Below are 26809 nucleotides of genomic sequence, written 5' to 3' on the forward strand. Positions count from 1 at the left end.
TCTCATTCTCGGCTGAGTCGCTGCAGTGCTTGACTAAAGGCTGGATTCGGAGAGGTGCTCTCCATTTTTACTGCCTCGGAGTATGCCAAGCGCGCCTCCTTGGTCTTTCCTTGCTGTTCGAGGGCGTTACCCAAAAAATAGTGGCTGTATGGATTCCTTGGCAAAAGTTTCGCGCTTTCTCGCAAACAGAATTCTGCTTGGGGTGCGGCATTGTAGGAAAGAAATATGGTGCCGCATCTTAGAAAAAGATATCCTCTTTCATCATTCGATAAACTGCTCGGCTTATATGTCGATACTAAATCCAGAAGATCTGGATATCGAAGGATGTCCAACTTAATGATGCCAAAATCCGGCCAGTCCCTGATATAAGTCTGTTGGCCGGCCATCTGAATGAGGCTCCCATCCGAACGAAAAAGCCATACATTGGTGGCATTGGTGGCATTCAACTGATCTGGTGTAATCCAGCTAACAATGCCTGGTATTGCGTCGATCCGCCCAATTGCAGACATGGCGACTTCACTCTTGGCTCCATTAGGTGGATACCTCATGACATTGAAATGAAAGCTTGCCGGCGGACTCATTGACAAAATGCTTTGCCAGTGATCGAATGGGCTGAACGGACCATTCAGACCAGAGACTATGACGGAGGACTGTCCCTGGGGAATTTGCTCGATTAATCCGCGCAGAGCCTTGACGAGACGCTGTTGCCGCTGCTGATTCTCCACGATCCAGCGCTCTTTGGCATACGCGGCGGTAAAGCTGCGGGGGCTGCAGAGAGCGGCCACGGTCAGTGCCGCTAGGAGGATCTTGGTACCTATTCCGCCACGTTGGAATGCTGCAGGCAGGAGTAGTACGGACGCAAAGAGCAGGTATGCGCCGGCCCACGAATAGGCGGAGTGGTGGTGATTGGGCAAGACGGAATTCGGCAGCCATGCGACCGCACCCGCAACGGACATTGCTAGCGCAGTACGGGTAATAGGACTGGTTGGCCCAAAGACCAACGCTATGATTGCGATGGTCATGACGATTACGGCGGCGCTGGCGAGCGAGATGCCTTCAACCGCATATTGCGTCCACTGCGCGAGAATAGATTGGGGCTGGAGCACAATTTGATAAGGTGATCCGGCGAAATCAGCCCCGCCTGTGAAAAGGGAGCCGTTCAGACGGTTGAGCGCGAAGGCAACTATGAACGCCAAAAGTATGATTATCAAGGGTGCAGCCGCCCGTCGCCCAGATGATCTAAGATGATGGAGCAACCAGGCGAAAGCAAGGATGGATGCCGAAGCGACATAGGTCTCCTTGATCAGAAATCCTACCAGGGCTAGTGGGAAGACTTGCCAATATGCGTAACGCTGAAGTCCGAGATAAACTCCAAAAAGCAAGAACAGGAACGAAAGCTGGGAAAACAAATCCCATGTCGAATATTCGTACTGGTATGGGTGCGACGTGAGCAAATAAGCAAAGCCTGCAGCGGCGAAGAAAAACGCTGGGCTAAGTGCGAGGCCGAACGCGCGGCGCAACATCATGGCAATGCCAACAAAGTTGGCAACGACAACGGCGAATGAAGCCGCTACCGCTCCTTGGACGCCGAGTTTGCCAAACTGAGCGAATAGGAGTAACGCCAGCGGCCTTGGCTCAGAGAGAATTTGGCGGATTCCGCCCTCGCTGTACGCGAGCGCCTGGGCGATATAATAGTCAGAGTGATGTGGCCAAAAAGGCTCGTAAAAGCCAGGGAATATAAAGAGCAACACCAACGCGTGGACGGTCAGAAACGTCACCGCTAAGGCTGTGGCCTCAAGGGCGGGAAAGCGTAGAACGCCATTATTTGGTTGCATGCAGTATTCTCGAAGAACTTTTCTATCGTGATCGCGTGGTGTTGGTCAGGATTTCGGTCGCGTGAATTAGTGAGAGCCGCCGAATATCAGGTGGTCGATGAGAATTTAGGGGCCGCAAAGGCCAACTAAAATGTGCAAATCGCTACTCACGGTCTATGTTCAGGTTTTTCTGTGAAGACGAAGCGGGACATTAATAGGAATGAAATGCAGGCCAGCGGTGGTGCTAGCAGTGTTTGACTGAGGATGGGGCCGCCGACCATCGGAGTAATCTCATGAGACAAGCCGAGATTCAAGAAGTAGAGTCCGATATAGGCAAATACGAAGCGAGGGATCCGTTTACGTGATAAATCGGCAAAAACTAGGCCCCCCGTCGTGATGAAATTGAATGCGATGCCCGCAATATTGCCGCCGATGAGTGCGACCCAGGTTGGGCATTTCAGAAGAATGCAGACCGAGTAGACCAGAAGGCCAAAGAGCGTGTTCAGAACGCCCACCGCAAGAAAACGTGGGAAACGCCCAAGCCGGCTTAGGTTGGATAGACGCACGTTAACGGACAGGCTTGAAACCGACGGCCGCGGTGTTGCCGACGTTCACGGATAGTTTGAGTCCATCGACTCGCAGTGCGCCCAGGACTGAGCCGACTATCTTCTTGGTGTTGGCACCTAACGGTGCCAGACGTGTCCAATAGCGCAATGCATACCTGTTGGCGAAGGGGCGAATCGTCACATTCACATAGCCAGTTGTATTGAAAAGGGACTCGATGCTAGGTTGAGAAAAGAGTTGCATGTGCTCAATATCAATAATTGGCGACCGCTTTCCCATGATCCTGTTGACAGGGCTTCGGTAATCATGAGTTACCGTGACAAACGCTCCTCCTGGTCGCAGCAGATTCATGACCGATCGGGCAATGTCCTTTGGTTCCCGCACATGCTCCAGGGTCATGAAGCAGCAGATCAGGTCGAACGATTCGGGCTCATAGTCGCTTTCCCTGAAGATACCTTCCCTGATCCACTGGCGACGATAGTCGGGAGCTGCGGCAATGGCGGCGGACGACGGTTCAATACCGAGCACGCGTTCGCAACCAAATGACTTAAGTGCGTCAAGGAATACGCCAGTGCCAGTGCCTATTTCCAGGGCATCTTTGAATGCGCGTCCTTTCATGATGGGGGCAACGATGCCGGCATAGGCCCGGGCGGCGTCGGCAGCTTCTTCGCTGCTGTCGTATTCGGCCGCGTGATATACCTCCGCGAGGGCATTCTGCGAAGGGGGGCGATCCACGTAGACAAGGTCGCAGTGCGGGCATTGCACCATCTGATAGCAGAGGTACTCTGGGGCCTTGCGCGATGCGAAGCTGAATTCATTCAGCTTGGAGGTGTCTATGTGTTCCTGAAAGTATACCTTTGCGCCTTCAGGGCTATTGCCGCAAACCGGGCAATGTCTCTGCTGTCGGGATTCCAGTTGCATTTATGTATTGTATAAACTACAGCGAGCGTGGCTGCTGGTCGTGAAGAGTCGGGTAGGGCTGTGCGGCACCGTAATTGAGTGGGCGTAGGTTCACGGCCTCGCTGTTTGCTCTGAAATCGTACCGTTGCGTATTAATGCGGCGCGGATCAACCTCGGTCGACCTTTTACTTCAAGCATGATTTTTCCTATATATTCCCCAACTAGTCCGATCCCAAACAGGTTCAGAGAACCAAATATCAAGATGGCTATCAGCATCGTAGTGACGCCGCGCGGAGCAATATCTGGGAAGACGAGACGTAGGACGCCAATGACAACTGCAGCGAATATTGACAATGTCAGCAGGAACATGCCCGCCGTGGTTAACATGGTCAGCGGAACATTGCTAAACGAAAAAATCCCTTTCTTTGCCCAATCGATATTTTTGGCGAAGGAATTTGTCGTTTGACCAAACATGCGCTCGGGGCGAATGTAGTCTACACCCGTCTGGCGAAAGCCAACATAAGCACGTAGACCACGCATAAAGAGATCCCGCTCCTCGCAGGCGAGTAACCAATGAACGACCTTACGGTCGATCAAGGAGAAGTCTCCCGCATCAAGTGGAATCTTTACATAACTGAATGCTGCAAAGACTCGATAAAAAGCCTTGTAGAGCAGGCCCCAGTGCCATGGCATTTCACGCTGGATGCGTCGCCCATAGACAACATCGAAGCCACTCTCCCATTGTGCATAGAAAGACTCGATTAATTCTGGCGGATCTTGCAAATCTCCATCAAGCAGGACGACTGCATCCTTCGAGGCTAGCTCCATGCCACTGCGGAATGCCATTTGAGAGCCAAAATTCCGCGAATGTGAGATCCCAATTACATGGGAGTCATTTCTTGAAATCTCACGTATTACTTCCTCCGACCTGTCCGGGCTGCAGTCATTGACAAAGATTATCTCATAGTCAATCTCAAGTTTTTGGAAGGTCTCTGTCAAGCGACGATACATGATCGGGATAGCCGGTTCGTCCTTGTAGCATGCAATGATGGCGGAGACACTGCGCCTACGATTTCGAACAGACAGCTTGGATCGTTCAGCCAGTTCGGCCTGGCTGAGTGTTTCTACCCACGCGGCCGTTGCTAGCAGGCCTTCGCGCAATTGAATGCTGGCTTGCCAGCCAAGCTGGGTATTTGCTTTTTCCGCGTTGGCGTACCACTCAGCGAGGTCCCACGACCGGCCTTCCATTGAACCGAATTCTGGCTCTTTTTTGACATGAAACAGTTCACGCGTCAGGGTGGCCAATTCGCGAATCGTAGTCTTTCGTCCCGAGCCGATGTTGTAGCTCTCCCCATACAACGAAGGATTCATGCGGATGGCAGCACTGATGAACGCGGTGCAAACGTCGTCGACATGGATAAAATCACGCGATGTCGCGGGTGAAACAAACGGGGGGAGGTCGCCTGACAGTGCCTTGCGAAGCAAATTCGGGATCAGGCGTGAACCATCCTCAAGCGGGCCGTAAACGGAATACAGGCGCAGATTGACGCAAGGGAAGTGCTGCTGCTTGCCCATATATCGCAAATACTCCGCGACTGCGGCTTTCGACACGGCGTAGTGACTGTTGGGCTCACCGATGGCGTCCTCGCGGGGAGCGGCACTATTGTTCCCATATTCGGACGAGCTTCCCGCATGGACGAACGCGGAGATTCCTTGCTTGGCCAGGAGGTTGACCAGGCTGACGATGGAATTGAAATTCGTTTGATAGATCAGGCTGGGATCCTGTTCGAACGAATACGCGCCATATGCAACGCAGTCCATAACGGTCTGCGGTACTATCGTGTCGATCAAGTGTTTTACCGCAGCGGGATCATTGACATCCGCACGCAATAAATTGCTGTCCGGCACGTCCGTAAGACGCCAGGAGCTACCTCCTCGGACGACTGCGTAGACGTCGCGGCGTACCGCGAGAATCTTCTTGAACAGATTTGCGCCGACGAAGCCAGCGGCACCTGTGATTACAATTGGTCCGCGCAGGGCGCGAATTTCTGAACTTAGGTCAAGCATTGGTATCTTTATCTTCCGCGATCAGGCGAGATTCAAACTCGAAAGCAGGCTGTGCGCATCGAGACCGGATGCCTTTCGGAGATATGTTTGGGAACCATAGCGAGCGTAGTGATGGGACTTCGCGCAAAGGTGCGTAAGCCGTACTGCTACGCCGCTTTTCATCAAATGCAAGGCAAATTCAGACGCGAAGCTTCCTTGTGCAACGTGCTCTTCCGCAATGCAAAGGGTACCGTTGCGTTCGATCTGAGCCATCAGTGCTTTGGGCGTGGGATTCTGGGAGAGCGGTAACTCGCCCAGAGCCCATAGCGAGGGGCGCACTTGTTCCGGCAACCCGGCAATGGCCTCGATGTAGGTACCCGCCAAGGGGCCAACTGCCACGATTGGCGTTGCCTGGCCAGCCACAAGTTGGCGCCAGGGAGCGTACGACGGGATAGCGTAGCCCTTGGGGGCCTCGCCGCGCCCGAGGCGGAGATAGGACGCATGGGTGGAGTCTCCGGCTCGTGCGACCACTTCGGTGACGTCTTCGTCGAATACCGGTGTGTAGGCCATCATATTCGGAAGGGTCAGCAAGATGCCATAGTCTTCAATAGCGTGGTGAGTCGGGCCCATCACGCCATATCCGTAGCCACCACCGTTGCCTATCAGGCGGACAGGTAACTTGTGAAAGCAGATATCGTTCCGGATTTGTTCGAATGGGCGGGCGTAGCAGAACGGGGCTATGCTGTACGCCCAAGCATCCAGGCCCTGGCGAGCCAAGGCGGCGGCGACCGAGATCATATTTTGCTCGGCGACTCCCGCATTGATGAAGCGCTCCCCCATGGCTGATTGCAGCGGCTCCAGAGCCATGAAGCCGAGGTCGCCGGTAAGGAATACCATCTTGGATTCCTTGGCCACGGCCCTGGCAACCAGTGCGTCGCATAATTGCTTTCTCATGGCTTTGTCAGCTCCTCGATCGCTTTCTTATAGTGGTCCTCATTGAGGGGGAGATAATGCCATTCCATGCGATTTTCCATGAAGGAAACGCCTTTTCCTTTTGTAGTTTCCAATATGATGAAATGGGGGCGGCCAGGGCGCTTGTCCAAAGCATTTCGCATCGATTCCAGATCGTGGCCAGGAATGACGTCCACCTCAATATTGAAACCGCGCAGCTTTTCCCAAAGGGGAGACATGGACGCCACGTGCGTCGTGTTGCCGAATCCTTGCAACTGATTGTGATCAACCAGAACAGTCAGGTTCGACAACTTTTGGTGGCTCGCGAAGATGAGGGCTTCCCAGGTGGATCCTTCCTGCCATTCCCCATCTGATGTCAGGCAAAAAATCCGCCCATCAGTGTTACTCAGCCGGAGAGCGAGCGCCGTGCCAGCAGCAAGCGACAGGCCGTGGCCGAGGCTGCCTGTAGCGAACATGATGTCCTTGATGCCGCGGGCGGGAGGATGACCCGCCAGCAGCGTGTCGTCCTTATGGAAGGTGGCCAGAGCTTCTTCGGGCAACTTGCCCGCGCTCCACAACGCAACATAGAGCGCACCGGCGGAGTGGCCCTTCGAGAGGATGAAATGATCTTCCCCGCCGACGTATTCCTTGAAGAGGAGCGTCAGTGCGTCGATGGCCGACAGATTTCCCCCCGTGTGGCCCACACCGCTCTCATAGTGCATACGAATGAGGCGCTTGCGGATCTCTAGAAGGAGCCGGGGATCCAGTTTCTTTTCTTGAATCATGAGTGCCCTTGGATAACTTTTTCTGCTTGTTGCTGCATGGACCTGAAATCCACGCCCGGACCATAGATTACTAAATGCGTACACTGAAGGGTGAGTGACCATTAATGCTTCAGTACCGCACGCAAGGGCCTTGCCGGGAGGCTTGCCTTCAGATAGCTCAAAATCAGCGCAGAAGGCGAATGGCAACCACACCGCAAATCGCGGTTCAGATGGACCAACAAGGTACGTGTGCACGCACTATAACGTGCGCGACTTTTTTCTTCCTCTCGATTCGAAGGTCGAGTCGGCTGGTGTGATGGGGTGGCTTTCCGGGCATGCCATTTGTGTTCTGGTCCTTTTCTCTTGCCACCAACCGGCGGGAGTCGGGGCGGACAATTGCGCTGTGGGGCATCCTCTGGCCAAAGCATGCCGCAAGGGTGGAATTATGTCACACGGCATTCGCTGCCTATCGCTTCCCGAGGCAATCGCTTACGACATTGATGATCCACATCTTGCGGCGAACGCTACATCACGCCGGCGCTTGATGGGGTCGTCGCCATTTTTTGGGGATGTGTATGGCGGAAGTGGCTCAAATGTTCAGACTCGCTCGTCTTCGCGTAGCGCAGAAGAAACGGATTGCGCGAACTGAAAGTGCTTTAAATGCTACTTAATTCCGCCGCGTGCGAATGACGGCTCTCGAGCTTCCCGCTCAGGCCCAGGGCGATACTCTGCATATATAGTTCCAAGTCAAAACGGTTCTCGTTCAGAACGCGGTCGAAGACGGTGTCTCCAAGGTGCAATGCTATGTGTTCCAGTCGCTTCGACAGGCTGGTAGCCCTACCCTCACTGCGATTTTGAGCAGTTCCGGGGTGGAACGCGATGTGAGGAAAGGCAAAGTGCATATTGCGTTTCATAGCTCTCGCTGACTCCTCGAACCGATCCACAACCCCCACAAACGGCAGCTCCCGCAATCGCGCGCTGGCTACCAGATAGTCGGCATTGGTCGCTCGCGCAGTGCGCATATCCCGCTCACGCCCGGCAAGACAAATGGTCTGGAAATTCCGGAATACGGCAGTTCCTTCGTCGGACAGCCCCCACTCGACAAATCCCTTTAAGTCCGTACTCTGAGCGATGCGCACGCTTGGGCTGAGGCTGTCCGGCGCCTGCCGCCGCTCGAAGTGATAGACGGATTCGACCCGGTCGATCGGATGACGAAGGAAGAGGATCGGGTGGATCCGCAGGCCAGGGTGTTCTGGCAATGGCAACCTTGCCTGATGGCTAGAGACGACTTCCAGCGTGGGATTGGCGAGGATGTAGTCGAGCAATTCTTGGCTGGTTAACGTGTCCCAGGGATACTTGCCTTCGACGGCGCCATTCGTTTCGGGAAAACCGGCGTGGAGTATGGCATCGACCGTCGTGCCTGCATTCTTGAAGATGTGGTAGTGGACGATGACGTCGCGAATCTTGTCGGTCATGAAAATCGGGGATGCATGGAAGTGCCCCTCCCCGCGAGGCAAAGCACTCGCCGGGAGGGTGCTCGCCAGACTGCCGCCTGGCGAGGCGCGCGATTCAGTGGGCGTGTTCTGCCAGCGGGTTCCGATGATACTCCTGGGAGCGCTGCACGGTTTGTGCCAGCTTGTCGATGCACGCCGTTTCGGTGGCCGTGCTGGTGTCAATGATCAGGTCGGGCGCGAGCGGTGGCTCATAGGGGGAACTGATACCGGTAAACTGAGCTATCTCACCGCGCTTGACTTGCGCATAGAGGCCTTTGGGATCGCGCGCGCGGCATTGTTCCACATCGGCGCGAACGTAGACTTCCATGAAGCGCTCGGCGCCGACGATCTCGCGCGCGGTTTGCCGGTCACGGGCACTCGGCGAGATCATGGAGACGAGAACCAGTACCCCCTGGTCATTGAGCATCCGTGCTATCTGCGCCGCCCTGCGGACGTTCTCGTGGCGATCCTCGGCGGAGAATCGCAGGTCCTGGCAAAGGCCCGCGCGTAGTTCGTCACCGTCGATGCGAAGCGCGCGGATACCTGAGCCTTGAAGCCACAATTTGGCGCCGTCGGCTAGTGTTGATTTTCCGGCGCCGCTCAGCCCGGTCAACCAGATAGTTAGCGGTCGTGGCTCGCTTGTGATGTGAGTGTGCCGCGCGCCGTCGCACGTGTGCAGTTCGAGAGTCCGGGGTCTCATGGGGTGTGGGGCAACCGTGCACCTCTGTCGGGGCATTGGTGTGCTTCCTGGCATTTTTAGAATTTTTTTTATACCCGGGACGAGGGGTACTAATCAAGCGAGAAATGCGGGCGAATGTTCCCTCTTATTTAAGTCTGAGGTGAAGGAACTTCAAATCACCCCTACTGCCCGCCGGCTTGGCCGCTACTCCTAGCCCCCCGCCAAGAGTGTCTTCCACTGCTGCGCAAGGCGTTCCTGCGAATAGGTCTTTGCCTTTTCCCTTGCCGCCTTCCCAAGACAATCTGCCTCATGGGGATGGCGGATAATGCGCACCAGGTTAAGAGCGAGCGCTTCCGGGTCGTCTTTGGGCACTATCAATGCATCCTGCCCAGCTGCCAGCAGTTCCTGGGGCCCTGTCTCGCAGTCGGTCGACACGATCGGCAAACCAAATGCCATGGCCTCGATCAGCACCAGCCCGAAGCCTTCATACCGCGAGCTGAGGCAGAAAACGGAGGCTTGCTCGTAAGCCGTCGTTACGTCTGAGGAGACCCCTGGCATCGTCACGCGGTCACATAGGCCAAGCTGGTCGCGCAAGGCCTCTAGCGCCGCGCGCTCCTCGCCCTCGCCAACGATCATCAACTGCCACTCCGGCTCCAGCCGGGACACCGTCGACCACGCGCGCAGCAGCACATCGAAGCCCTTGGCGGCTACCAGCCTACCCACGGCGAGCACGATCTTGCCCGTCCTGGGCGCGGGTTGCGCGGGCATCGCGAAGGGCAGGGGGTTCGGAATACAGACCACCGCACTGCGGGGGCGCAGGGCTTCCATCCAGCGTGTCCGGTCCCGCTCAGTCAGCACCACGATGGCTTTGCAATAGCGCGCGGCTAAGCGGCGGGCGAACCCGCGTGCCGGCTTGCCGAGGTCCTCGCCGAAGTGGCAATGCTCCCAGGCGATGTGCCGTGTACCCAGCCCAAGCGTCGCGGGCAAGGCGAAGAGCGCGAGCATGGTGTCCACCTGCACCAGCACGTCGATATTGTGTGTCCTGACATGGCGTCTTATGCCTGCCACCGTTGCGGCATACGCACGCTTGAAGGAAGGGCGCTGCGCGAACACCGTTTCATGGGTGACAGCGGGGTGCAGCGCAAAACAGCTGGCAGGGTCCCAAAGACTCAGGATGCTGACGGGGTAGCCTTGCTCGGCGAGCATATTGGCGATGGTGGCGGTCATGCGTTCCGCCCCGGCCATCGCATTCAACGTCCCGGTAAGAAAGCACAGCCTGGGCAGCTCGCCGGTCACGCGCGGGCCTCTTGCACGGCTGGACGGCCTCTTGCGCTTTGTATCCAGATCGCGATGCCAAACAGCACCGAAAGCAGGTTGGCGACGGCGTAGCCGAGAATGGCACCGTACACGCCGAGGCGGGGTATGGCGATGAGGTCGATGACGATGGTGACGACGAACACCAGGGCCCATTTGATCGCCACCAGCCGCGGACGCCGCAGGTAGATCGGCAGCAAGGTCAGACCGACGTCGGCAAAGATCAGCGTCGAGGCGAGCGCGGAGAGTTGCAGCAGGCTGGCCGCAGAGGCGAAGGCGGAGCCATAGAGCAGGTGGATGATCCAGTGCGCGCTCAACGCGATCGCGATGCCGCCGGCAACACCGACGGCCATCATGCCGCCGGCGATCTTGAGGATGTTGCGGCGCGCCTGGGTCAGCGTGGGCTGCGCGTACACATAGATGGGCGCTACGCCAGCCGAGAGGATGGTGGCGACCATGACAAAGTTGTCCAGGATCTGCATCGATGCCGCGTAGGCGCCCAGTTCGCCGAGCGGTACTAGTGGCTTGAGCAGCAACTGGTCGATCCGGCGCGATCCCATCATCAGCATGAAGCTGGCCCAGAACAGCAGTCCGTTGCTAAACAGCTCGCGGACCATCGCGGGTTCATAGGTCACGCGGGCCCGTGGCGCGCGTGCCAGATAGTAGGTCGTCAGGAATATCGCCATGACGACCGGCTCTAGCGAGAAGGCTAGTGCGTAGGAGGGCACGTGATGGATGCCGAGCGCGAACAGGAGTGCGACGCCCGCCGCCTTTACCGACAGCGAGGCAAGATTGAAGAGCGTGTTCGGGCGGGTCCTTGTATGCGCTTGCAACCACGCCGTGACGATGCCGAAGGGTTCCCTGAGCACCACAGCCAGTCCAATGATCAACGCCGGTAGCCAGAATTCGATGGTCTGGCCGGTGACGACCAGGAAAGCGCACATCAGCAGATAGCCGAGAATACCGGCAGCTAGCCTGAGCCGGAATGCGTGGACCACCAGCCGATGCTGCGCCAGCGGATCCTGGTTGGCCACCAGGCGCGGGATAACGACTTCGCCACCACAGATCAGCGCAATCGATGAAGCAATGTAGACCACGGCCTGCGCATACTGGAAATGCGCGAAGCCCTCCGGCCCCAGCCCGCGCGCCAGCATGGCCACGATGCCGATGCCGGCGCCCACCTGCAGGCCCCGTTCGACCAGCATCCATACCAGGTTACTGGCAACCTTGCGTTGCATCAGACGGGCTCCGCACAGGCCGCGGGAGCCATCCGGGCCAGGCTCGCATAGCGGGCCAGCCACTGGCGGGCCACAGCTTCAAGGCTGAAGCGCGACACGATGCGCTCGCGCCGGGCGGCCTGCTCGGCCGCCGCGCCGCGGCCGGCCCCAAGCACTTCGCCGATGGCGGTGGCGAGAACTTGGGCGTCGCCCCTGGACACGATCGTCCCGCAGTCGCCGAGCAACGCCGCGACGCCGGCGGCGTCGGTGGCGACCACCGGACACCCGCATGCAAGCGCTTCGCCCACAGCCAGGGGCATGCCTTCGATCTCCGAGGAAAGAACAAATAGGTCGGCCGCGTTGAGCAATGCCGGGACGTCGCGGCGGGTGCCCGCCAGCATGACGCTGCCGCTTAGCGCCTGTTGGCGAATACGTTGCTCCAGGGCGGCGCGTTCAGGCCCCTCGCCGGCGATCAGCAGGCGCGCCTTGACCTCGTCGGTGCCGGCCCGGAAAAGGGCGAATGCGTCGATCAATACGTCCTGTGCCTTTTCGGGCACAAGACGCCCGACATTGATCAGCAGGCGCGTGTCGTCATCCAAACCAAGTTCCGTCCGTGCAATGTTCCTCGCCGCCGGGTCGGGGCGGAACTGGGTGGTATCGATGCCATTCGGCACCACGGTGATGCGTGCGGCGGGTACGGCACCAGACTTCACCATCGCTAGGCGGCCTTCCGGGCTGACATGCGTAGTGAGGCTCGCCCAGCGGTCCGTGAGCCGATAGGCGAGCATGCGCATCCTGCCGCCTTCGCGCGCGCTGTGCGCGGTACAGATGACGGGCGGGCAGGGCGACACTGCGGCAAGCACCCGAGCGATCAGGTTGGCGTGCACCATATGGGCGTGAATGATTTCCGGACGCCACTCTCGCACAAAACTGCGCAGGTGCCAAAATGCCCGAGCCATCGATAGGGGTGTCTTGCGCATGTCGAGCGCCAGCAGTCTGACCGTGGCAGGCAGGTCCACCCCGCATCCCGGTGTCAGGCTGACCACTGCTACGACATGCCCCAGTGCGACAAATTGCCGCGCCAGCGCCGCCACTTGCTGCTCCGCGCCGCCAAGCTGCAGGCCGGTGCTCAGCAACAGGATGCGCATGCGGGCCGTGGCGCCCTGGGAGAGCGATGGCGTGTTCACCGAGCCCCGTATCCCGTCAACAACGTTCGCAGGGTCTTCACCCCGATCAGCAGGTCCAGCGCAAACGAACAGTGCTTCACGTAATACAGGTCGTAACTGAGCTTGGTCACCGTTTCTTCATGTGTGCCGACGTAGCCTTGCTGCACCTGCGCCCAGCCCGACAAGCCAGGCCGCACCAGGTGGCGGTAGGGATAGTAGGGGATGGTATGGGCGAATTCCTTGACCATGGGTACCTGTTCGGGGCGCGGGCCGATCAGGCTCATATCGCCCGCCAGCACGTTCCATAGCTGGGGGATTTCGTCGAGCCGGTATTTGCGGATCACGCGGCCTACGCGGGTGACGCGCGGGTCGCGGCGGGCGGCGAATTGCGCGGGCGCGCCGGCGTCGAATCCCATGCTGCGGAACTTGAACATGGTGAAGGATTTGCCGAAGAGTCCCACGCGCGCCTGGCGGAACAGCGCGGGCCCGGGCGATTCGAGGCGGATCGCGATGGCCACCGCCACGCCCAACGGCAGTGCGAGCGGCGCCAGGCAAACCACCGCGGCGAGATCGATCAGGCGCTTGGCGAAGCTATAGAAATAGTGCGCGGCGTAGTCGTCGAGGAAGTTCTCGTCGATGTGTGCCAGGCCGACGCGGCCGGTCAGCATCTCGCCGATCCGGTCCACCGAATACATGCGCACGTGGCTGAGCTTGAACTGGGCGAGCACACGGGTGCGCTCGGGATCGGCGGTGGCGTTGCGGTCCAGCATCAGGCCGTCGCAATGTACCGCTTCCTCCAGCGAGCTGATGGCCTGGAAGCGGGTGGGGCTGGCGGGCGCCGCGCCTGGCATGGCGAGGATCTTCTCCAGTTGTGCCAGCGTGGCGGCATCGGTGTAGCCGAATACCGGTACGTAATTGCGCACGAAGTGCCGGTAGCCGAACCAGATCCAGCCAAGCGTGGTGAGGTAGCTGAGCAGCAGCGCACCGCGCGAGTATTCGAGGTGGAAGGCGGCAAAGGCGAAGAGCAGCGCCGCGAAGGGCAGGGTGGCGGCCAGTCCGACGAGGCTGTTGCCTTCCATGGCGGGCAGGTGCAGCGAGCGGTGCAGCAACACGAAGGAGAACAGGTAGGGCAGTGCCGACCACAGCAGCGTGCGGGTGAAGACGTAGGTGACAAGTCCGGCGTGATGCGCGAATTCGGCCAGTACGATATTGAGGCCGAACAAGAGCAGGCCGAGCAGCGCCCAGGCCAGCATGCGGCTGGCGCGGCGGATGGTTTCCGAGCCTTGGGCGCGGGTCAGCTGGGCGGGGCGGCCGACGATGTGTATCTTGTTCATTGTCCGCTTGCTCCGGTACTGGCCGCCGCACGGGCGGCGGCGAGGCCGCCAGCCAGCGCTTGCAGGTAGATCGCCCAAGTCGCCTCGGCCATCGGCGCCAGGCCAAACTCCCTCGCCCATCGGGTCCGAGCAGCACGTCCCAGGCTCTCGCGCAAGGCGGTGTCGCCTGCCAGGCGTTCCAGCGCGCCTGACCACGCATGTTCGTCGTTGCCGGCGACCAGCAGGCCGCAGGCGCCGTCGTCGAGTTGCTCGCGGATGCCCGGCAGGTCGCTGGCGATGACCGGCAGCCCGGCCCGCATGGCCTCCAGGACCGACAACGGGAAGCCTTCGTGGTCCGATGCCAGCGCAAAGGCCTGGGCCGAGGCCAGCAGGGCGGGAACGTCTGCGACCGGGCCGGCAAACCGTACGCGCCCCGGTGCCATGGTGTCGGCCAGGGTCCGCAAGGCGGCCATTTGGGGGCCTCCGCCGGCCAGTACCAGTTCGCAATCGGGCAGCGCGGCGCGCGCGAAGGCGCGGATCAGCAGGTCGGCGCGCTTCGGTGCGGCCAGGCGCGCCACCATGACGATGCGCCGCAGGGGCGCGCCGGGCGTGGCGCGCGCGCTGCTGTCGGCAATGCCGTTGCGGATCACGCTGATCCGCGCGGCGGGAATTGGCAGTGCCGCGGCCAGCGACCGTTCAGCCTGGGCTACACAGATCAGGCGGGTCGTCAGCGGTGCCAGCAGCCATTCCATCACCCGCGAGACAAGGCGCTGGCGGGCCGGGGCCGCGGCCTTGAAGGCGAAGCCGTGCACCGTATAGACCACCGGGATGCCGAGTAGCCAGCCGGCCACCCGGCCCAGCGCGCCGGCCTTTGCGCTGTGGGCGTGGATCAGGTCGGGCTGCGCGGCGCGCAGCGCAGCCAGCAGTTGCCTGAGCGTGGCCAGCGCGCGCAACGGCGACAGGGCATTGTCAAGCAGCGGCAGGCGTACGGTGCGGGCGCCGGCGGCCCGTGCGATGTCCAGCAGGGGGCCATCTCCCCCGGCCAGCAGCACGGGCTCGGTCCTGTCGCGCAGCGCCTGAAGCAGATCGGCGACGTGCGTCTGCGCCCCGCCGATCTCGGAGTTCGTGATCAGGTAGGCGATGCGCGGGCGGAGCGGGTGGTGGTTGGGCAGGGGCGAAGGCACTGGGCAAATCGCAAAGGGGACTAGGGGAATGGAGCTGGAATATAGATCGGTAGGGCCGTCGCTCCGGCAGAAGGTTCCATCAGGTGCCCAGGATGAAAAAAGGGCAAAAAATCCGAAAAATGCACTCAAACACGGCCCGGAGGTGCCGGTCGGCCGAATCCGGGACGAGTGACGCGAACCCGCTAACGGCCAACCGAAGCAGTTTGCGGCAGGTCCGGCCGGTCCCCGCACGGCGGGTGTTCCTGGGGCCATGCGGGTCGGCTGGCCGCCCCCTTTCGTGCGTAGCCGAACGATTATAACTGGCGTGCCCTCCGCAATCCGGCAAAATACGGCCTTTGACGCATTTGCTCGCCGCGCCGGCTCAGGCCGGGACTGGTGGCCGGCAAAGTCGACCGGTTCAACCGCAAATATTCAGGATGACCCATGCAAATTGATCCTTCCATTTTCAAGGCCTACGATATCCGCGGCATCGTCGGCAAGACCCTGACGCGCGACGTGGCGCGCGCGATTGGCCTGTCCTTTGGCACGGCCGCCGCCGAGCAAGGCGAGCGCGCAGTGGTGGTGGGGCGCGACGGACGCCTGTCGGGCCCGGACCTGCTGGGCGGGCTGATCGAAGGCCTGCGCGCCGCTGGCATGGATGTGATCGATCTTGGCATGGTTGCTACGCCGATGGTTTATTTCGGCACCAATGTCGACCTGGCGGGGCGCCGAGCCACTTCCGGCATCATGGTGACGGGCAGCCACAATCCGCCCGACTACAACGGCTTCAAGATGGTGCTGGCCGGCAAGGCGATCTACGGCGAGCAGATCCAGGCGCTGCGCCAGCGGATCGAGGCCGGCCAGTTCGCCAGCGGCGCCGGTGGCTGCCAGCAGGTCGACATTCGCCAGCAGTACCTGGACCGCATCGTCGGCGACGTCAAGCTGGCGCGCCCGATGAAGATCGCGCTCGATGCCGGCAATGGCGTGGCGGGCGCCTTTGTCGGCGACCTGTTCCGCGCGCTGGGTTGCGAGGTGACGGAGCTGTTCTGCGAGGTGGACGGCAACTTCCCCAACCACCATCCCGATCCCGCCCATGTGGAAAACCTGCAGGACCTGATGCGCTGCCTGAAGGACACCGACTGCGAGCTGGGCCTGGCTTTCGACGGCGACGGCGACCGCCTGGGCGTGGTGACCAAGGATGGGCAGGTGATCTTCCCCGACCGCCAACTGATGCTGTTTGCCGAGGAGATCCTGTCGCGCAATCCTGGCCAGCAGATCATCTATGACGTCAAGTGCACCGGCAAGCTGGCGCCCTGGATCCGCCAGCACGGCGGCGAGCCGCTGATGTGGAAGACCGGCCATTCGCTGGTCAAGGCCAAGCTCAAGGAAACCGGCGCGCCGCTGGCCGGCGAGATGAGCGGCCACGTGTTCTTCAAGGATCGCTGGTACGGTTTCGACGATGGCCTGTACACGGGCGCGCGCCTGCTGGAGATCCTGTCGAAGCACGCCGACCCGAGCGCCTTGCTGAACGCCTTGCCGAACTCCAACTGCACGCCCGAGCTGCAGCTCAAGTGCGCCGAGGGCGAAGCCTTCACGCTGCTCGACAAGATCCGCGCCAATGCGAAGTTCGACGGCGCGCGCGAGGTCATCACCATCGACGGCGTGCGCGTGGAGTACGCCGATGGCTTTGGCCTGGCACGTCCGTCCAACACCACCCCGGTGGTGGTGATGCGTTTCGAGGCCGACAGCGACGCTGCGCTGGCACGCATCCAGGCCGAGTTCAAACGCGTGATCCTGGCGGAAAAGCCGGACGCGCAACTCCCGTTCTGAGCGGATGCCGTTGAATGAGCCCCAGAAGGGCAAATCGGGAAAATCGGGCATACCGGGCCAATCGGTGACGCAGCATGCGCTGCCCGCGCGGCCGCGCATCCTGGTGGTCAAGGTCTCATCGCTGGGCGACGTGGTGCACAACATGCCGTTGATCCACGACCTGCGCGCGCGCTGGCCGGACTGCGAGATCGACTGGGTGGTCGAGGAAGGCTATGTGGATCTCGTGCGCTTGCTGCCGGAAGTGCGGCGGGTGATCCCGTTCGCCTTGCGCCGCTGGCGCAAGCGTTTCTATCAGGCCGCCACCTGGCGGGAGATCGGTGCGTTCAGGCGGGCTCTGCGCGAGGATGCCTACGACGCCGTGATCGAGACCCAGGGCTTGCTCAAGACCGCGGTGGTGGCCCGTGTGGCCAGCCGCCGCGCCGGTGCGCCGGTGATCGGGCTGGCCAACGCCACCCAGGGCTCCGGCTATGAGCCGGCCGCGCGGCTCTTCTATACCGATTCGGTGACGGTGCCGCGCCAGACCCACTCGGTACGGCGCTCGCGCCTGCTGGGCTCGGCCCTGACGGGGCTCGCGCCGCCGGAGCCGCCCCGGTTTTTCGGTCCTGGCGCGCGCGGGCTGCATGTCGGCGATCCGCTATGGGCGGGCCTGCCGGCGCGCTACGCGGTATGTTTCCACGCCACCGCGGGTGCGAAGAAGAAGTGGCCGCTGGCCAGCTGGCACGACCTCGGCCGGCGGCTGGCGGACGAAGGCTTGACCATGCTGCTGCCCTGGGGCAACGAAGCGGAGCGCCGCGCGGCGGAAGAGATCGCCGCCGGCGTGCCGCAGGCGCAGGTGCTGCCGCGCTTCACCGTCATGCAGGGTTTCGGCTTGATCAACCGCGCGGAAGTGGTGATCGGGGTCGATACGGGCCTGGTCCACATCGCCGCGGCGCTGTGCCGGCCGACCGTGGAAATTTATACCGCCACCTGGCGCTGGAAGACCGAAGGGTACTGGTCCGATTGCATCGCCAATGTGGGCGACGACGGCGTGGTGCCGACGGTCGATGAAGTCCACGCCGCCGCGCGGCGCGTGCGCGGGCAGGGGATCTGATGCTGCGCGTCTTGTATAACCTGCTATGGCTGCTGGCGCTGCCAGTGGCGCTGCTGCGCCTGGTGTGGCGCGCGCGCAAGGAACCCGGCTATGTGCAGCACGTCGGCGAGCGTCTTGGCGCCTACGGCAAGCTGCCGGCCGCCGGGCCCTGGCTGTGGGTCCACGCGGTGTCGGTGGGCGAGACCCGCGCCGCGCAGCCGCTGATCGACGCGCTGCTGGCGCGCTATCCGTCCCACCGCATCCTGCTCACGCATATGACGCCCACCGGGCGCCAGACCGGCGCCCAGTTGTATGGCGGGCAGCCGCGCGTGATGCAATGCTATCTGCCCTATGACCTGCCCTGGCTGGTGCGGCGTTTCCTGCGTTATTTCCGTCCGGTGGCGGGCATGCTGATGGAAACCGAGGTATGGCCCAGCCTTGTGCGAGGCGCCCGCGTGGCGGGCGTGCCGCTGTTGCTGGTCAATGCCAGGCTGTCGCCGCGAAGCTTCCGCCGCACTGCGCGCTTTGGGCGGGCCGCAACGGCGATGTATCGCGACTTCACGGCGGTGCTGGCGCAGACCCAGGGGGATGCCGAACGCTTTCGTGCTCTTGGGCTGCCTTCGGTGCAGGTGACCGGCAACCTCAAGTTCGATATGCAGCCGCCAGAGGATGGCTTGCGCCGTGGCCGTGTGTTGCGCCAGGGATTCGGCGCGCGCGCCGTGTTCGCTGCCACCAGCACCCGCGAAGGCGAGGAGGCGCTCTTGCTCGAAGCGTTCTCGCGCTGGCAGGCGCTGGCGTCGGACGTGCCCGGCGCCGTGCCGCGCCCGGCTTTGCTGCTGGTGCCCCGCCATCCGCAGCGGTTCGACGAAGTGGCTGGCCTGGTGACGCGTGCTGGCTTCTCCGTGCAGCGCCGTAGTGCGCTTGGCGATGCCGCCGCATGGGAGCAATCGGGCCTGCCGGAGCCGGTCACGGCGGATGTGTTGCTGGGTGATTCGATGGGGGAGATGGCGCTGTATTTTGCCGCAGCGGATATCGCCTTTATCGGCGGCAGCCTGCTGCCCCTGGGCGGCCAGAACCTGATCGAAGCCTGTGCCGCCGGTACGCCGGTGCTGATCGGGCCGCATACCTTCAACTTTGCGCAGGCCACCGAGGACGCGATTGCCGCGGGCGCCTGCGAGCGCGTGGCGGATGCCGGCGAGCTGATGCGTGCGGCCGCAGTGATATTAGGCGATCCGCCAGGGCTTGCCGCCATGCGCGAGAACGCGCGCGAATTCGCGGTACTTCACCGGGGCGCTACCGCGCGGACTGTGGCAGCGCTGGAGATGGTACTCGGCAAGGCGCGCTAGGCGCCGCCAGCCAGGTGCAGACTCCTTCGCTGCAACCCGAGGCCTTGTAGGCCAGCGCCCGATGGGCTGCGAGCACACAGTTCGCTACACTCTCCGGAGTGAGGGCCAGACTCGCGCCCCCTTCAGGCCCGCAAAACCGCCCCGGAGCGGCGCGGGCCAGCCCGGCCGCGCCCCTTTTCAGGAGCTTTTCAGATGCAGAAAACCATTCGTCTTTCGCCCGGCGCGCTGGCTGCGCGCGCCGCCGCCGCCGTCATGCTTGCCGCGGCCCTGGGCGCTTGCACCACATCGCCCGCGCCGGATTCGCCCGGCGCCGGGGCCAGCCTGAACCAGGCCCAGACCGGCGGCCCCAGCCGCTGGGAACTGGTGCGCTGGCAGCAGGCCGACGGCACGCTCAAGCCCATCCCGCATGGCGATAACGGCGAGCCGATCATCTTTGAATTCAATAGCGGCATCGATTCGGCGCAAGGCACCGTCAGCGGGTACAGCGGCTGCAATCGTTTTACCGGCGGCTATGGCAAGACGGCAACGGGCATGCGTTTCGACAGGCTGGCTGGCACGCGCATGGCCTGCGTGCCGCCGCGCGGCGATCTGGAGTCCGCGCTGCTCAATGCCATGCAGTCGCCGTTCACTACCGTGGGCACGCAGCCGTCGGCCGGGTCGACGGGACGCCAGATCATCTGGAAGACCGCCGGCGGCGACCTGCTGCAATTCATCGAGCGCGAAGGCGTGGGCAAGCGCGGCGCCAGGCTGGATGCGCAGGCAGCGGCCGGCGGCGTCGAGAAGACGGTGTACGTGGATTCGCAGCGGGTGGAATGCTCGGGCGTGGGCCGGCAGACGTGCTATCGCGTGCGCGACAACCCCAATGCGCCGTGGACGCTCTGGTATGGGCCGATCGAGGGACTGGATTTCGAGCCGGGCATCGCATACACCTTGCGCGTGCGCGAGACCCGGGTGGAGAACCCGCCGGCGGACGCGTCGGCTATCCGGTGGCAGTTGCTGAGCGTGGAGTCCCGTACGCGGGCCAACTGAGCGGCGCCAGGACGCCGGGCCAGCATGCAAAACGCCGCGGTCGAAGCCGCGGCGTTTCTGTTTCGAGCAAATGCCGGTTGGCCGGCGGCCGACAGGCCTTCACATTCAGCTGCGCGGCGCGGGCGCTCCGGCGATGGCTTCCTTGCGCGTGGCAGTGCGCTTTGCCGCTGGCGGTGCACCGGCGGGCGATACCGTGCCGAGCTTTACCTTGTCCGGCAGCTTGTACATCGAGCCCGGCGCCGAGGTCAGCAGCGTGTTGATCTGCACGACATCCTCCTCGCTCAGCGCGCCCGTCGCGGCCTTGAGACGCAGCCCGTTCATGATTGTGTCGTAGCGCGCCTTGGCCAGGTCGCGGCGGGTGGAGAACAGCTGCGCCTCGGCGTTCAGCACGTCGATATTGATGCGCACGCCCACTTCATAGCCGAGCTGGTTGGATTCCACCGCGCTCTGTGCCGAATGCTCGGCGGCTTCCAGTGCCTTGACCTGCGCCAGGCCGTTGGACACGCCCGAGTAGGTCTGCCGCGCGTTCTGGGCGGCGGCGCGGCGCGCGAACTCGAGGTCGCTGGCTGCCTTGTCGGCCAGTGCCGCGGTCTCGCGCACGCGCGACTGGATCTGGCCGCCGCTGTAAATCGGCACGTTCAGTTGCACGCCGATCTGGGCGCTGTTGTAGCGGCTGGAAATATTGACCTGCTGCGTGGCATTGCCGGTGGAGTTGACGAAGCCATAGGAGGCTACGAGGTCGACCGTGGGCAGGTGGCCGGCACGCGCCTTGTTGTACTCGCGCTGCGCCGTGTCGAGGTTGTAGCGGGCCAGGCCCACTTGCGGATTGGTGTTCTCGGCCTGGCTGGCCCAGGTGTTCACATCGGCCGGCTGCGGACCGGGAAGGGGGGCGGCGGGGCGCAATCCCAGCAGTTCGTCGACCGGCTTGCTGGTGATCTGCTGCAGGTTGGCGCGCCGGATTTCGAGGTCGCTCTGCGCCGCGATTTCGGTCGAGGTGGCGAGATCGTAGCGGGCCTGCGCATCGTTGGCGTCGGTGATGGTGGCGGTGCCGACCTCGAAGTTGCGCTTGGCCTGCGCCAACTGCTCGCCGATTGCCTTCTTCTGCGCGCCGGCCAGGTAGAGGTTGTCCTGCGCGGCCAGCACGTCGAAGTAGGCTTGCGAAGTGCGGGTGATCAGGTCGAGCTGTGCCTGGCTGAAGGTGACCTCGCCAGCCAGCGCTGCCAGTTCGCCCTGCTTGTAGGTCTCCCAGCGATCCCAGCGGAACAACGGCTGGACCAGTTGCAGCGTCCAGTTATTGTTGTTGAGGAAGCGGTCCGCCACGAACGGCACCGTCTGGTCGATGTTGGTGCGCGTGGCGCCGAGCGTGCCGTTGATCTGCGGCAGCAGGCCGGAGCGTCCCTGCGGGAGCTTTTCCAGGGTGGCCGTCAGTTGCGAACGCGCGCTGGCGAACTGCGCATCGTTGGCTTGCGCGTCGCGGTAGACCTGGAGCAGGTCGGCGCCATGCGCGGCCGGCAGTTGCAGCAGCGCAAGCAGGGAACCCGTCAGTGCCAGGCGCGTCTTGGGCACGCCCCGCGCAGGGAAAAGCGCAAACCTCATGACATCTCCAGTCTGCCGGGCACCGGGCGCGCGGCTAACGTTTCTAACGATCAGCGTTCTAGGGAATCGGCGCCGCGGGAAGCCGGCGCCCTGGGAATGATGCTTGTGCTGCTGCTATTGCTGCTATTGCTGCTAGCGCTGCTAGCGCTGGTGGTGCTCAGTACTTCGGCATCGCCGGGTCGACCTGCTCGGACCAGGCGTGCACGCCGCCCGTCAGGTTGTAGACCTTGGCAAATCCTTGCCGCTCGAGGAAGCTGGCCACCTGCATGCTGCGCGCGCCGTGATGGCAGATGCAGACGATGTCGGCCTCCTCGTCGAGCTCGGCGGCGCGTGCCGGGATCTGGCCCATCGGGATATGGGTGATGCCGGGCATGGCGCAGGTCTGCACTTCCCAGCCTTCGCGTACGTCGAGCAGCACCGGCTGTGCGCGGCCGGTGTCGGCCAGCCAATGCGCCAGTTCGGGGGCGTTGATTAACTGCATGTCCTGGGTCCCGCTCAGAAGTGGAAGCGTGAAGGCTGCTCGGCGCCGATCAGCGGCGTGACGGCAGTCTCGAACAGGTTGACCGTCTTGTACTCGGTCTCGCTGACGCGCGTGATGATCTGGGCCTCCATGGCCGGCAGGGCGCCGACGAACGCGGCGATGCGCCCGCCAATCTTGACCTGCGACAGGATGAATGCCGGCACCGATGGCAGCGCGCCCGAGATGCAGATCACGTCGTAAGGCGCGCTGGCGGCCCAGCCGGCGGCGGCATTGCCTTCGGCCACGTCGACATTGGTCACGCCGGCGTCGGCCAGGTTCTTGCGGGCCAGCGCGGCCAGTTCCGGCAGGATGTCCACGGTCAGCACATGGCGCGCGCGGTGCGCCAGCAGGGCGGCCATGTAGCCGGAGCCGGCGCCGATCTCAAGCACTTGTTCGTGCTTGCGCACGGCCAGGTCCTGCAGGATGCGGGCTTCCACGCGCGGGGCCAGCATGTTCTGGCCGCCCGGCAGCGGGATTTCCATATCGACGAAGGCCAGCGCGGCGTAGGCCTGCGGCACGAACTGTTCCCGCTTGACCACCGCCAGCAGGTCCAGGATTTCCTGATCCAGCACATCCCACGGGCGGATTTGCTGTTCGATCATGTTGAATCGGGCTTTCTCGAGATCCATCTTGCCATTCCTTCCAATGCCAACCGCTAATCAGTTCTGAATTCCGGCCGCGCGGTGCCAGGGGCCGGGGGAAATCCGTCAAACCTGACATTTTAACTCTTCGTCAAGACAGTTGCCCAAGCGCGTGGCCCCGGGTGTGGCCTGCATGCCGCAGTCTTGCCAGGGCCACGGCTTTCCGGGTATCGGCCGGCGCTGCCTCATTCCGCACTCGCCGGCCCGTGCGCGGGCGCATCGGCCGCCTGCGGCGCGGCGGCGCGGGCGGGAGCCGCCTCCTTGCCACGCCACAGCCGGCCCAGCCAGGCGCCTAAATCGTCCAGGTACGTATAGATCACCGGCACCACCACCAGGGTCAGGATCGACGAGGTGATGATGCCGCCGATCACCGTCTGGCCCATCGGCGCGCGCTGCTCCGCGCCTTCGCCCAGGCTGAAAGCGAGCGGCACCATGCCGAAGATCATGGCCAGCGTGGTCATCAGGATCGGCCGCAGCCGCACGCGCGCGGCAGCCACCAGCGCCGCCTCGCGCGACATCGGCGGCTGGCCGTCGGTACCGCGCCGGGCCTGGTTGGCGAAGTCGATCAGCAGGATGGCGTTCTTGGTCACCAGCCCCATCAGCATGATGAAACCAATGATGGAGAACATGTTCAGCGTGGAGCGGAACAGCAGCAGCGCAGCGAACACGCCGATCAGCGTGAGCGGCAGCGAGGTCATGATGGCGATGGGCTGGAAGAAGCTGGCGAACTGCGAAGCCAGGATCATGTAGATAAAGATCACCGCCAGCGCCAGCGCCGATACCGCGAAGCCGAACGATTCGTTCATCGATTTGGTGGAACCGCCGAAGCGGTACTTGTAGCCCGCCGGCCAGTTCATGCCGTCCAGCACCGTCTTGACCTCGCGCGCGACCTCGCCCTGCGAGCGCCCCGCGGTATTGGCGGTCAGCTCCACTTCGCGGTTCAGGTCGCGCCGGCTGATCTGGTTGGCGCCGGTGGTGGGCACCAGTTCGGCGATCTGGCGCAGCGGCACCATGCGCGGCGAGCCGTCGGTGTTGGTCTGGCTGCTGGCGATCATCAGCGCGCTGAGGTCGGCCATGCCGGTGCGCGCGTCCTTGGGCAGGCGCACGCGTACGTCGTAGTTCTGGTCGTCGGGCGCGCGCCAGGAACTGATGGCGTCGCCGGCCAGCAGCGGGCGCAGCGCGTTGCCGATCTGCACGATGCCCACGCCCAGGTCGGATGCCAGTTCGCGGCGGATGCGCACTTCCACCGTGGGGCGGTCGTCCTTCATGCTGGAATCCAGGTCGGTCAGGCCGCGCACCGCGGCCATGCGCCGGCTGGCCTCCACCGACAGGCGCCGCAGCGTTTCCAGGTCGTCGCCCTGGATCGACACCTGCAGCGCCTTCTGCCCGCCGGCGCCATCGGGCATGCCGACCATGGTCAGCGTGATGCCGGCGATGCCCGCCAGCCGCTCGCGGATCATCGGGTTGAGCTGCGTGGTGGTGAGCTTGCGCGCGCGGCGCTCGATCAGGCGTACCGAGACCAGCGCGTTGTTGCGCCCGGAGGTGTTGCCCGAGTTGATGGTGGCGTAGGTGTAGGCCACTTCGGGGAAGGCCTTGAGCGCGGCTTCCACCTGCCTGACCTTGGCTTCGGTGACGGCCAGCGAGGTGCCGACCGGCGTGGTGAAGCCCACCTGCGTTTCGCCGAGGTCGGCGGCGGGCACGAACTCGGTGCCGATCAGCGGCACCAGCGCGAAGCTGCCCAGGAATGTCACCACGGCAATGATGGCCGTGGCGATCCGGTGCTTGAGCGCCCAGCCCAGCATCGACCCATAGCCATGGCCGAGCGCATCCATGCGCGCGGAGAACCAGTCCAGCATGCGGCCCACGGTGCGGCCGTACAGGCTCTTCTTGTTGCCGGTGCCGTGCAGGTCCGGGTCATGCCAGACCGAGGACAGCATCGGGTCCAGCGTGAAAGAGACGAACATGGAGATCAGCACCGCCGCCACCACGGTCACGCCGAACTGGTGGAAGAAGCGGCCGATGATGCCACCCATGAAGCCCACCGGCAGGAACACCGCGACGATGGAGAAGGTGGTGGCCAGTACCGCCAGCCCGATCTCGTTGGTGCCGTCCAGCGCCGCCGTGCGGTGGTCCTTGCCCATCAGGTTATGGCGCACGATGTTCTCGCGCACCACGATGGCATCGTCGATCAGCAGGCCCACGCACAGCGACAGCGCCATCAGCGTGATCACGTTGAGCGTGAAGCCGAACATGTACATCACGCCGAAGGTGCCGATCAGCGCGATCGGCAAGGTCAGCCCGGTAATCACCGTGCTGCGCCAGGAGCCGAGGAACAGGAACACGATCGCCACCGTCAGGAAGGCGCCTTCGAGCAGGGTGGAGCGGACTTCCTTGACACTGCTGCGGATGCCGCGCGCGGCGTCGTTGACCACGGTGAGCTGCACGCCGGCGGGCACCAGCTTGCGTATCTCGTCGGTCATCCTGATGAGGCCGTCAACGGTATCCACGGTGTTCTGGCCCTGCGCCTTCACCACCGCCAGGAACAGCGCGCGCTTGCCGTCCAGCATGGCCAGGCTCTCCTGCTCCTCCTCGCCGTCGCGCACGTCGGCGACCTGTTCCAGCGTGACCGGCTGGCCGGCTCGCCGGGCCACGATGATGTGGCGGAAGTCGTCCGGCGAGATGACGCGGCCCTTGATCTGCACCACCGTCTCAGTGGAGGAGGAGCGCAACTCGCCGGCAGGCAGTTCCTGGTTTTCGTTACGGATGGCGTCCATCACCTGGTTCACGCCAATGCCGAGCGCCTCCAGCTGGGCAGGGCGGATGCGGATCTCCACCTCGCGCTTGGTGCCGCCCACCAGGCTGATGGCGCCCACGCCGCGCACCGTCTCCAGCCGCTTGCGCACGATCTGGTCGGCAATGGTGGTCAGCTCGCGCTGCGTGCGCTCGGCGCCCGGCGCATTCGACACCGACAGGTAGAACACCGGCGCTTCTGACGGGTCGTAGCGCAGCACGCGCGGGTCTTTCACCTCGTCGCGGAACTGCGGGCGGATCAGCGCGATCTTGTCGCGCACGTCCTGCGCGGCCTGGCCAACGTCCACGGTCAGGTCGAACTTGATCACCACCACCGAGTTGCCCTGGTAGGAGTGCGAGAAGATCTCGTCGATGCCGGAGATGGTGTTGACGATCTCCTCGATCTTGCGGGTGACATCCGATTCGACCGATTCCGGCGCGGCACCGGGGTACTCGGTCTGCACCACCACGATCGGGAAGGTGATGTCCGGGAACTGGTCGACCGGCAGGCGCTGGTAGGAGAACAGGCCGATGACGATGAAGGCCATCATCATCATGGTGGCCAGCACGGGGTTATGGATGGACAGGCGGGTGAACCACATGG

Annotated in this window: 21 protein-coding genes; 4 read left to right on the top strand and 17 right to left on the bottom strand. The window is 62.8% G+C overall.

Features of this window, described 5'->3' with window-relative positions; translation table 11 throughout:
- Positions 1-2 precede the first annotated feature (2 nt).
- The 13 genes from CF70_RS10390 to CF70_RS10445 all read right to left on the bottom strand — a co-directional run bounded on the left by CF70_RS10390 (position 3) and on the right by CF70_RS10445 (position 15405).
- Positions 3-1835, bottom strand: coding sequence for a tetratricopeptide repeat protein (locus CF70_RS10390; RefSeq protein WP_035863836.1), 1833 nt, complete (start codon positions 1833-1835; stop codon positions 3-5).
- Positions 1836-1981: 146 nt separating this feature from the next.
- The gene (locus CF70_RS34740; RefSeq protein WP_160172250.1) at positions 1982-2380 is read right to left on the bottom strand and encodes a GtrA family protein; all 399 of its coding nucleotides are present in this window, start codon (positions 2378-2380) and stop codon (positions 1982-1984) included.
- A gap of 1 nt (position 2381) precedes the next feature.
- Positions 2382-3299 (bottom strand): class I SAM-dependent methyltransferase, encoded by a 918-nt coding sequence (locus CF70_RS10395; RefSeq protein ID WP_035863839.1) that lies wholly within the window; start codon positions 3297-3299, stop codon positions 2382-2384.
- Between the two features lie 90 nt (positions 3300-3389).
- Positions 3390-5345, bottom strand: coding sequence for an NAD-dependent epimerase/dehydratase family protein (locus CF70_RS10400; protein ID WP_035863841.1), 1956 nt, complete (start codon positions 5343-5345; stop codon positions 3390-3392).
- 21 nt (positions 5346-5366) lie between these two features.
- Positions 5367-6278, bottom strand: a complete 912-nt coding sequence (locus CF70_RS10405; RefSeq protein ID WP_035863843.1) for a transketolase — start codon at positions 6276-6278, stop codon at positions 5367-5369.
- A complete protein-coding gene (locus tag CF70_RS10410; protein WP_035863845.1) occupies positions 6275-7060 on the bottom strand; it encodes a transketolase in 786 nt (261 codons plus the stop codon). The genes CF70_RS10405 and CF70_RS10410 overlap by 4 nt, the downstream gene beginning before the upstream one ends.
- 635 nt (positions 7061-7695) lie before the next feature.
- Entirely contained in the window at positions 7696-8514 is an 819-nt protein-coding gene (locus CF70_RS10415) for a sulfotransferase family 2 domain-containing protein (RefSeq protein WP_152561769.1), read from the bottom strand.
- Between the two features lie 94 nt (positions 8515-8608).
- Positions 8609-9145, bottom strand: coding sequence for an adenylyl-sulfate kinase (gene cysC / locus CF70_RS10420; protein WP_235184986.1), 537 nt, complete (start codon positions 9143-9145; stop codon positions 8609-8611).
- Between the two features lie 276 nt (positions 9146-9421).
- Entirely contained in the window at positions 9422-10507 is a 1086-nt protein-coding gene (locus CF70_RS10425; protein WP_035863850.1) for a glycosyltransferase family 4 protein, read from the bottom strand.
- The gene (locus tag CF70_RS10430; RefSeq protein ID WP_035863852.1) at positions 10504-11763 is read right to left on the bottom strand and encodes a lipopolysaccharide biosynthesis protein; all 1260 of its coding nucleotides are present in this window, start codon (positions 11761-11763) and stop codon (positions 10504-10506) included. The genes CF70_RS10425 and CF70_RS10430 overlap by 4 nt, the downstream gene beginning before the upstream one ends.
- Complete coding sequence (locus CF70_RS10435) at positions 11763-12890, bottom strand: glycosyltransferase (RefSeq protein ID WP_035864082.1); 1128 nt, start codon at positions 12888-12890, stop codon at positions 11763-11765. The genes CF70_RS10430 and CF70_RS10435 overlap by 1 nt, the downstream gene beginning before the upstream one ends.
- A 35-nt stretch (positions 12891-12925) precedes the next feature.
- On the bottom strand, positions 12926-14242 hold the full coding sequence (locus tag CF70_RS10440) for an exopolysaccharide biosynthesis polyprenyl glycosylphosphotransferase (RefSeq protein WP_035863854.1): 1317 nt from the start codon (positions 14240-14242) through the stop codon (positions 12926-12928).
- Complete coding sequence (locus tag CF70_RS10445; protein ID WP_035863855.1) at positions 14239-15405, bottom strand: glycosyltransferase family 4 protein; 1167 nt, start codon at positions 15403-15405, stop codon at positions 14239-14241. Before CF70_RS10445 ends, CF70_RS10440 begins: the two co-directional genes overlap by 4 nt.
- A 423-nt stretch (positions 15406-15828) precedes the next feature.
- Here CF70_RS10445 and CF70_RS10450 point away from each other — a divergent pair, with 423 nt between their 5' ends.
- The 4 genes from CF70_RS10450 (at position 15829) to CF70_RS10465 (ending at position 20658) form a co-directional block, all read left to right on the top strand.
- A complete protein-coding gene (locus CF70_RS10450) occupies positions 15829-17214 on the top strand; it encodes a phosphomannomutase/phosphoglucomutase (RefSeq protein ID WP_035863858.1) in 1386 nt (461 codons plus the stop codon).
- 49 nt (positions 17215-17263) lie between these two features.
- Positions 17264-18304 carry a lipopolysaccharide heptosyltransferase I gene (gene waaC / locus CF70_RS10455; RefSeq protein WP_035864084.1) on the top strand — a complete coding sequence of 347 codons (1041 nt, stop codon included), beginning with the start codon at positions 17264-17266 and terminating at the stop codon, positions 18302-18304.
- The gene (gene waaA / locus CF70_RS10460; protein WP_035863861.1) at positions 18304-19629 is read left to right on the top strand and encodes a lipid IV(A) 3-deoxy-D-manno-octulosonic acid transferase; all 1326 of its coding nucleotides are present in this window, start codon (positions 18304-18306) and stop codon (positions 19627-19629) included. The genes waaC and waaA overlap by 1 nt, the downstream gene beginning before the upstream one ends.
- A 192-nt stretch (positions 19630-19821) precedes the next feature.
- Positions 19822-20658 (top strand): META and DUF4377 domain-containing protein, encoded by an 837-nt coding sequence (locus CF70_RS10465; protein ID WP_035863863.1) that lies wholly within the window; start codon positions 19822-19824, stop codon positions 20656-20658.
- Between the two features lie 105 nt (positions 20659-20763).
- Here CF70_RS10465 and CF70_RS10470 read toward each other — a convergent pair whose 3' ends face one another.
- From CF70_RS10470 to CF70_RS10485, 4 genes are all read right to left on the bottom strand, one after another.
- A complete protein-coding gene (locus CF70_RS10470) occupies positions 20764-22254 on the bottom strand; it encodes a TolC family outer membrane protein (RefSeq protein WP_035863865.1) in 1491 nt (496 codons plus the stop codon).
- Positions 22255-22411: 157 nt separating this feature from the next.
- Positions 22412-22735 (bottom strand): rhodanese-like domain-containing protein, encoded by a 324-nt coding sequence (locus tag CF70_RS10475; protein ID WP_035863867.1) that lies wholly within the window; start codon positions 22733-22735, stop codon positions 22412-22414.
- A gap of 14 nt (positions 22736-22749) precedes the next feature.
- Positions 22750-23403: a protein-L-isoaspartate O-methyltransferase family protein gene (locus CF70_RS10480; RefSeq protein ID WP_035863868.1), complete on the bottom strand. Its 654-nt coding sequence runs from the start codon at positions 23401-23403 to the stop codon at positions 22750-22752.
- Positions 23404-23600: 197 nt separating this feature from the next.
- On the bottom strand, positions 23601-26807 hold the full coding sequence (locus CF70_RS10485; protein WP_035863870.1) for an efflux RND transporter permease subunit: 3207 nt from the start codon (positions 26805-26807) through the stop codon (positions 23601-23603).
- Positions 26808-26809: the final 2 nt, after the last annotated feature.

Origin of the sequence: Cupriavidus sp. SK-3, assembly GCF_000611145.1 — a bacterium.
Classification (GTDB): Bacteria; Pseudomonadota; Gammaproteobacteria; order Burkholderiales; family Burkholderiaceae; genus Cupriavidus.

What these genes read in the sequence shown, in the direction of transcription:
- CF70_RS10390 (WP_035863836.1), bottom strand. Translation starts at nt 1,835, where the DNA reads ATGCAACCAAATAATGGCGTTCTACGCTTTCCCGCCCTTGAGGCCACA.
- CF70_RS10395 (WP_035863839.1), bottom strand. Translation starts at nt 3,299, where the DNA reads ATGCAACTGGAATCCCGACAGCAGAGACATTGCCCGGTTTGCGGCAAT.
- CF70_RS10400 (WP_035863841.1), bottom strand. Translation starts at nt 5,345, where the DNA reads ATGCTTGACCTAAGTTCAGAAATTCGCGCCCTGCGCGGACCAATTGTA.
- CF70_RS10405 (WP_035863843.1), bottom strand. Translation starts at nt 6,278, where the DNA reads ATGAGAAAGCAATTATGCGACGCACTGGTTGCCAGGGCCGTGGCCAAG.
- CF70_RS10410 (WP_035863845.1), bottom strand. Translation starts at nt 7,060, where the DNA reads ATGATTCAAGAAAAGAAACTGGATCCCCGGCTCCTTCTAGAGATCCGC.
- CF70_RS10415 (WP_152561769.1), bottom strand. Translation starts at nt 8,514, where the DNA reads ATGACCGACAAGATTCGCGACGTCATCGTCCACTACCACATCTTCAAG.
- CF70_RS10430 (WP_035863852.1), bottom strand. Translation starts at nt 11,763, where the DNA reads ATGCAACGCAAGGTTGCCAGTAACCTGGTATGGATGCTGGTCGAACGG.
- CF70_RS10435 (WP_035864082.1), bottom strand. Translation starts at nt 12,890, where the DNA reads ATGCGCATCCTGTTGCTGAGCACCGGCCTGCAGCTTGGCGGCGCGGAG.
- CF70_RS10440 (WP_035863854.1), bottom strand. Translation starts at nt 14,242, where the DNA reads ATGAACAAGATACACATCGTCGGCCGCCCCGCCCAGCTGACCCGCGCC.
- CF70_RS10450 (WP_035863858.1), top strand. Translation starts at nt 15,829, where the DNA reads ATGCAAATTGATCCTTCCATTTTCAAGGCCTACGATATCCGCGGCATC.
- waaA (WP_035863861.1), top strand. Translation starts at nt 18,304, where the DNA reads ATGCTGCGCGTCTTGTATAACCTGCTATGGCTGCTGGCGCTGCCAGTG.
- CF70_RS10465 (WP_035863863.1), top strand. Translation starts at nt 19,822, where the DNA reads ATGCAGAAAACCATTCGTCTTTCGCCCGGCGCGCTGGCTGCGCGCGCC.
- CF70_RS10470 (WP_035863865.1), bottom strand. Translation starts at nt 22,254, where the DNA reads ATGAGGTTTGCGCTTTTCCCTGCGCGGGGCGTGCCCAAGACGCGCCTG.
- CF70_RS10475 (WP_035863867.1), bottom strand. Translation starts at nt 22,735, where the DNA reads ATGCAGTTAATCAACGCCCCCGAACTGGCGCATTGGCTGGCCGACACC.
- CF70_RS10480 (WP_035863868.1), bottom strand. Translation starts at nt 23,403, where the DNA reads ATGGATCTCGAGAAAGCCCGATTCAACATGATCGAACAGCAAATCCGC.
- CF70_RS10485 (WP_035863870.1), bottom strand. Translation starts at nt 26,807, where the DNA reads ATGTGGTTCACCCGCCTGTCCATCCATAACCCCGTGCTGGCCACCATG.